This window comes from Mucilaginibacter galii, assembly GCF_014635825.1.
Lineage (GTDB): Bacteria > Bacteroidota > Bacteroidia > Sphingobacteriales > Sphingobacteriaceae > Mucilaginibacter > Mucilaginibacter galii.
In genome coordinates this window covers 1-12,664 of sequence record NZ_BMDO01000020.1, presented here as the reverse complement: position 1 = coordinate 12,664, position 12,664 = coordinate 1, and the positions used below count along the sequence as shown (strand labels likewise).

General features: G+C 41.4%; 15 protein-coding genes, 1 tRNA gene and 1 rRNA gene. 6 read left to right on the top strand and 11 right to left on the bottom strand.

Going from position 1 to position 12,664, the window contains the following annotated elements; translation table 11 throughout:
* The coding region (locus IEV61_RS20650) for a hypothetical protein (protein WP_229747238.1) at positions 1-372 on the top strand (372 nt) is incomplete at its 5' end.
* Positions 373-654: 282 nt separating this feature from the next.
* A complete protein-coding gene (locus IEV61_RS20500; protein WP_188419022.1) occupies positions 655-1,524 on the top strand; it encodes a hypothetical protein in 870 nt (289 codons plus the stop codon).
* Positions 1,525-1,882: 358 nt separating this feature from the next.
* Here the strand turns inward: IEV61_RS20500 and IEV61_RS20495 are convergent.
* Positions 1,883-1,956: transfer RNA gene (locus tag IEV61_RS20495), tRNA-Asn, on the bottom strand.
* Positions 1,957-2,043: 87 nt separating this feature from the next.
* Between IEV61_RS20495 and IEV61_RS20490 the strand changes: the two genes are divergently transcribed.
* Entirely contained in the window at positions 2,044-2,964 is a 921-nt protein-coding gene (locus IEV61_RS20490; RefSeq protein WP_188419020.1) for a PfkB family carbohydrate kinase, read from the top strand.
* 42 nt (positions 2,965-3,006) lie between these two features.
* Here IEV61_RS20490 and IEV61_RS20485 read toward each other — a convergent pair whose 3' ends face one another.
* The 4 genes from IEV61_RS20485 to IEV61_RS20470 are packed head-to-tail and all read right to left on the bottom strand — an operon-like array spanning position 3,007 to position 5,301.
* Positions 3,007-3,243, bottom strand: a complete 237-nt coding sequence (locus IEV61_RS20485; RefSeq protein ID WP_188419018.1) for a cytochrome b5 domain-containing protein — start codon at positions 3,241-3,243, stop codon at positions 3,007-3,009.
* Positions 3,240-3,926: a lycopene cyclase domain-containing protein gene (locus tag IEV61_RS20480; protein ID WP_188419016.1), complete on the bottom strand. Its 687-nt coding sequence runs from the start codon at positions 3,924-3,926 to the stop codon at positions 3,240-3,242. The genes IEV61_RS20485 and IEV61_RS20480 overlap by 4 nt, the downstream gene beginning before the upstream one ends.
* The gene (locus IEV61_RS20475; RefSeq protein ID WP_188419014.1) at positions 3,923-4,468 is read right to left on the bottom strand and encodes a hypothetical protein; all 546 of its coding nucleotides are present in this window, start codon (positions 4,466-4,468) and stop codon (positions 3,923-3,925) included. Before IEV61_RS20475 ends, IEV61_RS20480 begins: the two co-directional genes overlap by 4 nt.
* Positions 4,468-5,301, bottom strand: a complete 834-nt coding sequence (locus IEV61_RS20470; RefSeq protein ID WP_188419012.1) for a phytoene/squalene synthase family protein — start codon at positions 5,299-5,301, stop codon at positions 4,468-4,470. Before IEV61_RS20470 ends, IEV61_RS20475 begins: the two co-directional genes overlap by 1 nt.
* A 99-nt stretch (positions 5,302-5,400) precedes the next feature.
* Between IEV61_RS20470 and crtID the strand changes: the two genes are divergently transcribed.
* A complete protein-coding gene (crtID, locus tag IEV61_RS20465; protein ID WP_188419010.1) occupies positions 5,401-6,885 on the top strand; it encodes a bifunctional phytoene desaturase/3,4-desaturase in 1,485 nt (494 codons plus the stop codon).
* Between the two features lie 391 nt (positions 6,886-7,276).
* Here the strand turns inward: crtID and IEV61_RS20460 are convergent, their stop codons facing one another.
* The 3 genes from IEV61_RS20460 to murB all read right to left on the bottom strand — a co-directional run bounded on the left by IEV61_RS20460 (position 7,277) and on the right by murB (position 9,520).
* The gene (locus IEV61_RS20460; RefSeq protein ID WP_188419008.1) at positions 7,277-7,582 is read right to left on the bottom strand and encodes a hypothetical protein; all 306 of its coding nucleotides are present in this window, start codon (positions 7,580-7,582) and stop codon (positions 7,277-7,279) included.
* Between the two features lie 97 nt (positions 7,583-7,679).
* Positions 7,680-8,219 (bottom strand): RNA polymerase sigma factor, encoded by a 540-nt coding sequence (locus IEV61_RS20455; protein ID WP_188419006.1) that lies wholly within the window; start codon positions 8,217-8,219, stop codon positions 7,680-7,682.
* Between the two features lie 281 nt (positions 8,220-8,500).
* Positions 8,501-9,520 carry a UDP-N-acetylmuramate dehydrogenase gene (gene murB / locus IEV61_RS20450; RefSeq protein WP_188419004.1) on the bottom strand — a complete coding sequence of 340 codons (1,020 nt, stop codon included), beginning with the start codon at positions 9,518-9,520 and terminating at the stop codon, positions 8,501-8,503.
* Positions 9,521-9,587: 67 nt separating this feature from the next.
* Here murB and IEV61_RS20445 point away from each other — a divergent pair, with 67 nt between their 5' ends.
* A complete protein-coding gene (locus IEV61_RS20445; protein WP_188419002.1) occupies positions 9,588-9,818 on the top strand; it encodes a DUF433 domain-containing protein in 231 nt (76 codons plus the stop codon).
* Between the two features lie 10 nt (positions 9,819-9,828).
* Complete coding sequence (locus IEV61_RS20440) at positions 9,829-10,149, top strand: DUF5615 family PIN-like protein (RefSeq protein ID WP_229747237.1); 321 nt, start codon at positions 9,829-9,831, stop codon at positions 10,147-10,149.
* A gap of 389 nt (positions 10,150-10,538) precedes the next feature.
* Here the strand turns inward: IEV61_RS20440 and IEV61_RS20435 are convergent, their stop codons facing one another.
* The 3 genes from IEV61_RS20435 to rrf form a co-directional block, all read right to left on the bottom strand.
* The gene (locus IEV61_RS20435; RefSeq protein ID WP_188418997.1) at positions 10,539-11,675 is read right to left on the bottom strand and encodes a serine hydrolase domain-containing protein; all 1,137 of its coding nucleotides are present in this window, start codon (positions 11,673-11,675) and stop codon (positions 10,539-10,541) included.
* Between the two features lie 217 nt (positions 11,676-11,892).
* A complete protein-coding gene (locus tag IEV61_RS20430) occupies positions 11,893-12,333 on the bottom strand; it encodes a sterol desaturase family protein (RefSeq protein WP_188418995.1) in 441 nt (146 codons plus the stop codon).
* Positions 12,334-12,589: 256 nt separating this feature from the next.
* A 5S ribosomal RNA gene (gene rrf, locus IEV61_RS20840) occupies positions 12,590-12,664 on the bottom strand; the annotation flags it as partial.

Below are 12,664 nucleotides of genomic sequence, written 5' to 3'. Positions count from 1 at the left end.
TCGGGGTGGTCAATTTGGCCCGGAATGCCTGGTCAGTTTGCCCCGGAATGGGGTGGTCAATTTGACGCGGAATCAATGGTCACATTCCGCCGGAATCAGGTGGTCAATATCAGCGGTATATCCAAAAAGGGTCCCATTATGCGCAGAGCAACCCGTCGTTACGGGGTAAGAGCCTCGCGTATCAAGTTCATTCATTTGCGAAAGCGTTTGTGGTATGCTTTCGTTTATACCTGCAGCACATTTTTTAGACTTACCTTAAAAATGGAAAAGATCAAATTTTCCAATTGGAAAGGGTGCGTGTATTTGATCACCGTGTATGTATTTGGACTGATAACTCTCGCATATCTTGCCAATTATATACTAAATAAATAAGTGAAGTTTTGATCGGAATTGAAACAAAGCGGCATGGTAACAATGAACCTAACTTAAAGCATGAAAAGTGCCTGATTATCTTTTTTCTGAATTGTTGCGCATCTAGAATTCTTGCGCAGCAGAAATTACACATCGATCCAGCTTTATGATCAAGGTAAGCTCCGACGGCATTGCTCAGAAAAGCCACTTCCAAGTTTACCGCGTTAATGATTCCCGGGCGGATATCTCCCTACTCGCCAATTTTCTCTGTTACTCACTTTAATAACAATAGCTTCTCATCATATGAAAACTTTAAATATGGACCCCGGTCGTGTGGAAAGAGCGATAGCGCATTTGTCCGCTATCAATCCGAACGATGAATATGCATATGAGAAAGCGTTCCTGGCCTTCCTGAGCGTAAAAACGATACCGGCGGTGATCTACAGCATGGAATCCGGGCTGATCCTTTTTCGGACCAGAACACATACGGATAGTGCGCTCTTCGATACTGTAGATGAGATTGGGCTTCCACCACACTCAATCATTCGTAATTTCGCGCGTTGCAATCGTCCATATCAGTCTAAATTCTATGGTTCAGAAAACAGGCAGACAAGTTTCATCGAACTTGTGAATAACTGGGCGCGATCGAAAGAAGAAGGAGAGGATATTTTCGTCACCATAGGCAGGTGGCAGATCAACACGGCGGTAAGAGCCCTAGTCCTGGTAAGTCCGGATGAGGAAAATAGGACATCTGAATTTCATAGGCAACATGGAATAGCCTATGATTTGATCACAGAAGGCTGGGATGCCAACGCTGTTGAATGCTGCAGCATCTTTTACCGTTTTTTGTACAGCATATTCAGTGCTTCAGCGTATGACAACCCGCTTGTTTACATTATCTCATCAGCTTATTGCAATACCGTTCTGGCGGAAAATGATGCTGCTATTGACGCTATATGCTATCCAAGTGTACCGTTCGGACAGCAAGGTGTCAACCTTGCTTTTGACGCAAAGTTCGCAACACGGGAAAACGTAGTGCTGACTGATGCGATGCAGAACCGCCTGACGGTTTATTACAATGTAGAGGGTAAAAAATCGTTCCGACAGACAGGAGAAATATATGCGGCCGGTATCGACCTGCCGAATAACAGGATACATTGGCCTGACCACTGATAGAAGGCATACAATGCTAGAATGTATCTGTACTTACTACCACCTGAAAATTATATTTTAATATTAACTGACCAGCCATGGTCCTGAGCGCTAATTCCAATATTCACTATACTTCTGAACTTGAGCATATCTTAAATATGGTCCGGTAGCGGACTGCGGTTCTCTAATTGTTTGGAAATGGTCAGGGTAATGGCATCAGATAAACTCAGCATCTCCACGCGGTATAAGTATCGAAAATAACATGTCCTTCACTTCTAATAATTATAGGCGGATAGCAAATAAATTAAAAAGTATGCAAATTTTATGCAAATAAAAAAACCCCACTCGCCAGAGTGGGGTTAAATCATTGATTTTGAGGCTCCTGAGGCTGGGCTCGAACCAGCGACCCTCTGATTAACAGTCAGATGCTCTAACCAGCTGAGCTACTCAGGAGTGTTTCTCTGTTTGGAGTGGTGCAAAAGTATAAAGTCTGCGCTAATTTCACAATATTTGTAGCAAAATATTTTAACTTTTTTTCTCATGAGTTTATTAGTGATTGGTACTGTGGCATTTGACGCTATAGAAACCCCCTTTGGTAAGACCGATAAAATTGTTGGTGGGGCTGCTACTTACGCAAGTTTGGCCGCATCTTACTTTTATAACGATGTAAAAATAGTCGCCGTAGTGGGCGACGACTTCCCTCAAAGTGAAATTGCAGATTTTAAACAACATCATATCAATACCGAAGGTCTTCAAATTAAAAAAGGCGAAAAGTCTTTCTTTTGGAGCGGCCGCTACCATAATGATATGAACAGCCGCGATACACTGGCTACTGAACTGAATGTACTGGCCGACTTTGACCCTATCATCCCTGAAAGCTATCAGGACTGCGAATACCTGATGCTGGGCAATCTTACACCCCAAGTACAGCAAACGGTAATTAAACGTCTTAAAAACCGTCCTAAGCTGGTTGTAATGGATACTATGAACTTCTGGATGGACATTGCCATGGATGATTTGATAGAAACCATTAAAATGGTGGATGTACTTACCATTAACGATGCCGAAGCACGCCAGTTAAGCGGTGAATACTCACTGGTAAAAGCTGCCCGCAAAATTTTAGAGATGGGCCCTAAATATCTTATTATTAAAAAAGGCGAGCATGGTGCCTTATTATTTCATGAAGACAAGGTGTTTTCGGCCCCGGCATTGCCTTTAGCCGAGGTATTTGACCCAACTGGTGCCGGCGATACTTTTGCGGGCGGATTTATTGGCTATTTGGCTAAAGTAGGCACCATCAATTTCAACAACATGAAGAATGCCATCATATTCGGTTCGGCATTGGCTTCGTTTTGTGTAGAGAAATTTGGAACCGAAAAAATCAAAAACTTAACACAGGAAGAAGTTTCCGAACGTGTGCAGCAGTTTATTAGCCTGGCGCAGTTTGAAATTACATTATAATTAAGCAAGAAGTGCTGCCATGTACATTGGCAGCACTTCTTTTTATTTCAATGTACCTACAGCAGAAAAACGCTCAAATACTTCGTGGGTGTGGGGTGCTTCCGATAGTTCTTCGGTTAAATCCTGACCAGCCCAATGCTCGTAGTGCTTTCCATTGAGCCAAAGGCGGCTTTCGCTTACGTCATAAATAATTCCCAAATAAGCAATCCAAATCTCAGGCTTGTCCTGTCCATTGCGCAGGGCTAATTGCGAGCGGGTATAAGCGGGTAAGCCGTTCATAATATTACAGCCTCCTTTTTGCTTTTAAAGTATTCGAAAAAGCCAACGTTCATCACCAACAAAGCCATAGAGTAAAAATGATCTTCTACCGGGATTGTACCAACTCTTTTACTCATATTCTCAGCATTATTGTAGAGTACTATGGGTATGGCTGTTAATACACCGTTCACTATATAAAACGGCAGCAACGATACAATATAGGCCATATAAAACCGCTTAAGCCAGACCGATTTAAAAACATATTGTATTAAAATAAGCAGTACCAACAGCAAACTAAAAGTAACTACAGTGTAGATGCGGTTTGGGTAGAAACCTACCATCAATACGCTTAACAAAATCAGAAAGGCAGAGATCCACTTGCTTGTACTTTCTTGCAATGACCATTTTACGTAGTGATTAAGGCAAGCGTAGATAAATATGCAGGAGAAGGGGACTGTCAAAAAAAACAGAATCTCTTCGAGTGGGAGCTCAAAAAACCTGATGCCGGCGATGTACTCGTTATTGAAAGACCATACGCCTTTGACGGTAAACAACACATCCCAAAACAAGAAGACCAAACCGGTAATGGCCATACCCGGCCAAATAAATTTCCAGCTTTTATAAAAAGCCACCCGCTTATCAAACGATAACAATACCGGGAAAATGATGGTTAAAAAGTTGATGAGCAGGTAAGCGTATTTCACTTGATTGCGGCTAACTGTTTATGAAGAAAATCGTTTTCGTGCGGGGTACAGCGCTTTGACTCAAGCAAAAACTTGATAACGGTGATAACCACATCCTGATCGGCTGTTGCATAGTATTTGCGTTCCAGTTGTTTAAGCATCTCCTCCCTATCGGCCACCAAGTGTTTGGTATAACCCAAAAAACCGGGCACATTGTGTTCTATCGAAAAGCGCATAAACCTTATTTCTATATTATCCGGCTCATGATTTACGGCCGTTTGCAATATCTTTTCTGCATCGTTAAGGTATTTCACCTTATAATACGGGTTCCACGCGTGTTTAGCTTTCAGCGCTTGGATAACCCCAAAATAACATACATTGAGGGGCGATTTGTTAGGAGCTACAGCAAAAACTTTATCTAAGGAGTCGGTAAGTTTACGGTTTTCGAGGGCTAACAATAATTGCTTACGAACAATTTTAGGCGCCGGTACATTGGCCTCGGCAAAACTCAGAAGCATGAAACCGAACACCATGCACAACAAACCTGCAAACCTTACCCTCATTAAATAACTTTTAATTTTTGATGCAATAGCGCTTTGAAATATAACGCCGTTTTCTGCGTATCAGATATACGTATGCGCTTTTGCAAAATGGTGCTTGCCGGTGTATGGGTAATTTTCTTAAATAACTGACGATAATAAATGTAAGCGATGTATACACCTAAACGAGTGCCATTGGGCAGGAGCTTAATGCCTTTAAAAGCATCGTCGAAGTCATTCTTAATATCTTCTTCAATATCCTTTTTATTCTGCTCTGTAAAGCGGCTAAAATCAATAGTAGGAAAGTACGTGCGGCCACGCTCTTCAAAGTCAGATTTTACATCCCGCAGGAAGTTGATCTTTTGAAAAGCTGCACCTAAACTACGGGCCATAGGTACCAGTTGTTCGTAAAGGGTGGTTGTATTTTCGCAGAATACACGCAAACACATCAGGCCCACCACCTCGGCCGAACCGTAAATATATTTCTGGTAAGTTTCGGTATCGTAAACGGTTTGATCAAGGTCCATCTCCATAGATCGCAGGAAAGAGTCGATCAGTTCATCTTCGATACCATAATGATTTACCACTTGCTGAAAAGACTGCAAAACAGGGTTCAGGCTTATTTTTTCGCGGATGGCAATGAATGTTTGCGCTCTAAAATCGGCTATAAGCTTTTGTTTATCGTAGTCATGAAAAGTGTCTACAATTTCATCGGCATACCTTACAAAGCCATAAATGGCATAAATAGGGTAGCGAAAACGCTCGTCGAAAGCCATGATACCCTTGCTGAATGAGGTGCTGTACTTTTGGGTGATAATTTTACTGCATTCAAAACAAGTCTCATCAAATAAATTCATGTAGGTAGATGGTGTTACACTCAAATGTACATAATTCGCACCGTAATTGTTTGTGTATGCGCTAAAACATTTTTGCTTACTTTGGCCTTGTAAACACGCATGGGCAAACAAAAGGTTATTGTAATAGGCGCTGGTTTTGCCGGTTTGGCAGCCGCTACGGTATTGGCAAAAGAAGGCTACGAGGTTACCGTTTTAGAAAAAAACGATCAACCCGGGGGCCGTGCCCGTACCTGGGAGCAAAACGGCTATACCTTTGACATGGGCCCAAGCTGGTACTGGATGCCCGATGTTTTTGAAAACTATTTTGCGCTTTTCAGCAAGCACCCGTCAGACTTTTACAACCTCACCCGTTTAGACCCCGGCTACCGCATTTATTATGGCAAAGGCGACACATTGGATGTCCCGGCTGATTTAAACGCACTGATGGCCTTATTTGAGCAAATAGAGCCTGGCAGCAGCAAAGGCTTGAAGGAGTTTTTAGACCAAGCCGAATATAAATACCGAGTTGGCATGGGCGAATATGTGTTTAAACCCTCTCACTCCATTACCGAATATTTCGACTTTAACCTGGTTAAAAAAAGCTTGGGCATACAGCTGCTTACCAGCATGAGCAAGCATGTAAGGCAGTATTTTAAGAACCCTAAGCTCATTAAACTGCTCGAATTTCCTGTACTGTTTTTGGGCGCCACTCCTCAAAATACCCCGGCTATGTATAGCATGATGAACTATGCCGATCTGGTATTGGGCACTTGGTACCCACAAGGCGGAATGAACGAAATTGTAAAGGCTATGGTGCAGGTTGCCGAAAGCTATGGGGTTGATATAAAGCTCAATACAGAAGTAACCAAGATCAATACCGAAAACCATACAGCAACTACAATAGAGACTATTAACGGCGAATACAAAGCCGATTTTATAATAGCCGGTGCAGATTATGAGCACGTGGACCAACACCTGGTAGACGAGCCAAATAGGAATTATACGCCTCAGTACTGGGATAAGCGCACCATGTCGCCATCGAGTTTATTGTACTATATTGGGGTAAACAAGCGGGTGGATAACATAGAGCACCATAACCTGTTTTTTGACGAGGATTTTGAGCTGCATGCCAAAGAAATATATACCAACCCTGCCTGGCCCACCAAGCCGCTATTCTATGTATCGTGCACCTCAAAAACCGACAGTAGTGCAGCGCCCGAAGGCTGTGAAAATATGTTTTTCCTGATGCCTTTAGCACCTGATTTACAAGACAGTGAAGAGCTGAGAGAAAAGTACTTTAACATTATGCTCGACCGCTTTGAGGGAGTTACCGGGCAAAGTATACGGGATAACATTGTAGTGAAGCGTAGTTATGCCATGAACGATTTTAAGGCCGATTATCACTCCTTTAAAGGCAATGCTTACGGACTGGCCAACACCCTAAGACAAACCGCCTTTTGGAAACCGGCCATGCGGGCTAAAAAGATCAGCAATATGCTATACACCGGTCAGCTAACCGTACCCGGACCGGGCGTACCACCGGCATTAATATCGGGCCAGGTAGCAGCAATAGAGGCTATAAAAATTCTCAGGAAACAGGTTTAAAAAAGTTCAGCATATTTCATAAAATCTTCATAAAACTTCATTTTTCTTCAAAAATTTACTTTTTGAAATTGGCGCACTCGCATTCGTCCTCAACTGCGGTAATACTGCGGTTATGGCCTAACATTCCAATGCATGGTGACATGATTGTGCCACTAAAGAAGATTGATTACCGACTTAGGATTTACCAACCAATAGGCACTATTCTACAAATTCTATTATTCTAAAATTTCGACAATCCTATTCCACGAAAAATTTTCGTTAAGGATTGAAGCGGATATCGGCCCGTGGCTAAGGCCTGTAGGCGTATGAGCAGAAAGCCTGACCCGTTAGGGAAACGCCCTTATTAGTTTAGTGGTTGATTGGTGAGTTGTTGATTAGTTATTGCTCAAGATTAAGACACACCATGCCCGATTACTAATGCAAGGATATTAAGTACTACAGCTGCGTAGACAACTATGCGAGCACGCTTGTGTAATAAGATGGCATTGATGAGTTCTTTTTCTACAACTTTGTTGTTCCTGCCATCTACGATGATGAGTTTAGAGGTGTCTATACTGCCCGTCCACAAGGCCAGCAAGCCCAGGGAGGTGAGCTGCCTAAACTTCATGATAGTGAGGTTGCTTTTGACGAACAAGGCAGTGGCCAGCAGCCCTGTTACTATGGCCAAAACCTGAATAATTAAACCAGCAGAACTCATAGCTGTGCAAATTACTCATTATCTGCAAAAAATGCTGTAACAAAAAAGGCCCGCTGATTGAGCAGGCCTTTATATATGTTGAGTTTAAAAGCTAAAATTATTCTTCTTCAGCAAAAATTGGTTTTTTAACACCATTATCATAAGCTTTCAGGTTTTTCTTCAAAAGCTTGCGGGCTACGTGAATACGGGTTTTAACGGTACCGATTGGGATAGTTAAATGATCGGCAATTTCGTGGTATTTGTGACCTTCAAAGTACATGGTGAAGGGAACGTAATAATCTTCTGGTAAACGGTCTAAAGCGCGGCGTATATCATCCATCACGAATTTAGATTCGCCTTGGTTTTTGGTAGAACTGAATACTAAGTTAGCCGATGAGATCTCTTCTGATTTAGTTACGAAGGTGCTCATTTTTACAAAGCGGCGGTAGTTGTTGATGAAAGTGTTTTTCATGATGGTATACAACCATCCCTTTAAATTAGTACCTTCTTTAAACTTATTGTAATAAGTTATGGCCTTCAACATTGTGTCCTGAACAAGGTCGTTAGCATCGTCTGCGTCATGAGTGAAGTGCAGTGCGTATGAACGTAGTGAACTGGCTTGGCGCAGAACCATGGTGTTAAACTCAATCTTTGTCATTTGTAATCTGTTAAAGTTTTGTACAGATACGTTTACAAACATGGTACCGTTTTATGCCACTATTTGGTTTAACCCGGTAACAGCAGCACCTTAAATTAAAAAAACACGTTAATTTAAAACAAAAACAACTTTGTTAATATTCTGTACACCAATAATTTAATACAGATTAAACATTAGGATAATAATTTAACTGCCGATTATAAAACCGATAGCTCTTTTTTGAATACAATAACGTACGCATTGTTCACATTTTTGGATTTTCATAGCTAAAGTGTCAACTATTACTGAATAATGTTCACTTCGCGCTCCAGTGTTACACCAAACCTCTGGTACACACTGTCTATGATTTGCGACGAAAGATCATAGATCTCCTGCCCGGTAGCGCCGCCATGGTTTACCAATACCAGCGCCTGGTTTTTCCAGGTTCCGGTATGCCCAACTACTTTACCCTTCCAGCCGCATTGTTCAATGAGCCAACCTGCGGCAAGTTTAACTTGCCCCTCGCCTGCAGGGTAGTGCGAAACAGTTGGATGCTGTGCTATTATCGATTGAAATTGCCCGGCAGAAATAACGGGGTTTTTGAAAAAACTACCTGAATTACCTATGGTAGAAGGATCGGGCAGTTTAGACACTCTTATGGCCGCTACCACTTGCGATACATCTTTTATGGTTGGTTGGCTTATCCCTCTATTATTTAACTCCTGCTCAATAGCGCCATAGCTCAAATTAAGCTTGGGCGTGGCCAATAGCTTGAACTTTACCGAAGTAATGATATATTGCCCTTTTAAGGCCGATTTAAACACGCTTTCGCGATAGCCGAAATGGCAATCTACTTTACTAAAAATTTTTACCTGCCCTGTAGCAATCTCAAATGCCCGGCTGCTTTCAAATACATCTTTCAATTCAACCCCGTAAGCGCCAATGTTTTGTATGGGCGATGCACCCACAGAGCCGGGAATCAACGTTAGGTTTTCCATACCGGCAAAGCCATGGTCAACACAGTAGTTCACCAGTTCGTTCCAGTTTTCGCCGCCGCCTGCTTCTACAAGCACTTCATCATAGTTTATGCGGTGTGCAATTCCACGTATGTTCATGCGGATCACCAATCCCTCAAAGTTTTTAACCAGCAACAGGTTGCTGCCGCCGCCTATAACTAAACGCTCGGTTTGATGCCACTGCGGGTCCATAAACAATTCAGCCAATTCTTCTTCGCTGTTGATCTCTACAAAGTAGCGGGCTTGGGCTTCGATACCAAACGTGTTAAAATTTTTAAGCGAAACGTTTTCTTCTATTTGCAGCATGTAGATGGTGTATGGAAGGGGCGAATTTCGGAATTTTATTACAGATGTATAATATGTATATTTGAATATGGCACCTCAAGTAGATTATACTGCATTTATTGAAATTGATACTGAAGTGCGTTTTGGAAGACCTGTTATTAAAGGAACCCGCATTACAGTATATGACATTCTTGGCTGGCTGGCCACAGGCCAGTCGCATGAGGAAATTTTAGAAGACTTTCCACAATTAACAAAAGAGCAAATACTGGCCTGTTTAGCTTATGCAGCCAATAAAGAAAGGAAATTAAAAGTTGGCTAATTTGCGGCTATTGGTAGACGAAAACATATCTTGGAGACTTAAACGCCTACTCAATTCATGGGAGGTACTACCTGCTAATGAAATAAGCCATACTGATAAGATTACTGATAAAGCGATCTGGCAGCACGCCAAGTTGAATAAATTAATCATATTAACTTTCGATGAAGATTTTGTGGAATTGCAAAATTTATACGGCCATCCGCCTAAAATCATTTGGTTGCGAATGGGTAACGTTAATACGAAAGACATAGCGATAAAACTTCTTCAATTGCAAAAAACGATAGCTGCTTTTTTGGAAGATGAACAGTATGGTGTTATAGAAGTTTATTAAATCTGCCCTACTTAATAACCGATACTTTCGCAATTCTAATAAAATCAACTTATTGCTTTTTAAGCTTCAAAGGCCAATTAAAGCATTTAATAGTTTAACAAGCTAACCATGACGGCTTTTTATACTTTACATCCGCCTCGCCTACGTTTTAGCAGTAGTCTCTACAATATTATATCCTTCGCATTGAACAAATACCTTTGAATATTAATCCGTCAAAGTCGGTCAGAGCCTACCGAAGACTCTCTAAGATCAACGCATTATAAGGGGTTATTAGGGATTGCTTATCAATAAAACCGCAGCCACTAATACTAATTAATAGGTATTACTAAGATTTTTTCATCAGCGAACATGTATTATTCTAAACTTTTTTTCAGGAAGCAATATTTTGACTATTTCGAGCCTAAAACTTTATCTGCCAGGCTAATTAATTCGCCCTGGGTAGCCGGGTCGGCTTCATTCGTAAGCAACACAATCCCCATTTTGGCGTGCGGGTAAAACACCATATATGTGCTAAAACCCAAGCTTCCGCCGGTATGGGAAATTTTAAGTCCGTTGGTAGCTGTTTGGTTAATTTTCCAATTCAATGCTATGGCACCCATCTCTGGCTTACCGTTAGTTGGCTGGTGGCTTAAGTTAACCTCAGCTTTGTGTTCATCCATTTCATAAGCCACGTATTTTAACATGTCGGCAACTGTAGAGCTTAGGCTTGCTGCAACTTTAAGATCATCCCATACAATAAAAGGCATCAATTTCCCTTTACCATCGTAACCTTTAACCAATGCTGCCGGGAGGTTTCCCTCTGTTAAGAAAGTAGTATTATTCATGTTGAGAGGCCCGGTAAGTTGTTTTCTGAGTACCATCTCTAAAGGTGCACCGTAAACCTTTTCCATGATATATCCCAGCAGTTGAGCAGCCGTATTGCAGTGTTTAGTAACCGAACCAGGTACTATATCCAGATTTACCCAATGAAGATCGCGGTACAGATCAGTGCGGGTGTATTTTTTATGGAGTGCGTCTAAAATGTAGGGAATAGAGTCTGGGTTAGCATTATTGAAAAGGTCTTTATTATCGGGCATCCAATTAGGCAGCCCAGAAGTGAGATTGGCCAGATTTACCAGTTTAATTGGCGTGCCCTTGTATTCTAAATTTGGATATTCTTCATCAAGATACAGGCGAATATCATCATCCAGCTTTGCTTTTTTATCTATTACCGCCTGAGCAAGCAAGGCAGAAGAAAAGGTTTTAGTAATGGACGCAAGTTCATAAACTGAATTGCCGGTGGGTAAACGTTGTTGTCCTGGCGTTGTAGAACCATAGTTGTAAATAAAAGACTTTCCGTTATTTAACACGCCAATGGAAATACCAACCCTGTTACCACTGCGCATAAAAGCAGATACCGAAGTATTAATCAAGGTGTCTAAAGACGTTCTAAGCGCATTATCGGTTATTGGCTTATGTGCGTTTTGAGCGCAGCAAGCACATGCGTTTACTACTGATAATATAATAATTATAACTTTCCTCATCATTGTCCATGTTTAGATGAAGATGCCTCAATGCGTATAAAGGTTGCAGCGTAATAGAAGATAATTCAGTTAAATGTGCTAAAATTTAATTTTATAACAGGATTTCTTTGCTGATAGCATTAAGATTTCTGGAGATCACTCTTTAAATAACCTATCGGGCTTAATCAACAAGGGTTATAAAAAGTAAAAATGGTTTGACAAGCTAACTATAACAGCAATCCTAACGCTTAAAATATTTCTTGCTGGCCACCAGTAACCCAAACTCTTCCGAGGGATTCTTTTCTGTGGATTTATGGTGAATTTTATGAGCCCTGCGGATGCTGAGCAAATAGCTGTTTTTAGTTTTGAATGCTTTAAACCGGTTGTGTATAAACCAATCGTGAAATATGAAGTAGATAAAGCCATATACGCTGATGCCCACGCCTATCCAAAAGCCTGTATTTAAGTTTTGATGCCCCTGCCACATTAACCACATTGATAAGGCCGCAAAGCCAAGACTAAATACATCATTGAGTTCCAGCCACCCATGCCGCTCCTGGTGGTGTGTTTTATGGATGAACCATAAAGGCCCATGGAATAAGTGTTTATGGATGAACCAAGAAAAGGCTTCCATGGCGGCAATAGTAAGCAATACTGTAACGATGTTAATGAGGATAATCATTGTCTCAAAATTAACAAAGTTTGCTAATTTTTGTGCTGTAATTAAAAGTCAGTTACGGTTTATGAAGGAAATAAGACGCACTTGAAAACGGTGTAGACTCACCTGAACAAAGATGAGTTTAAAACTATATCATTTGACTAAACCAACGCAAGGGAGCATTGACTGGTCTATGGTACCTATCATTTGTGGAGCAACTAGTGAGGTATATAAATGCAAAAAGCCCCTTGCATCGAAGATGAAGGGGCTGGATTGTAAGATTAGGCGCCGACCTACTCTCCCACGTGTTACCGCAGTACCATTGGCTCTGGCGGGCTTGACTTCTCTGTTCGGA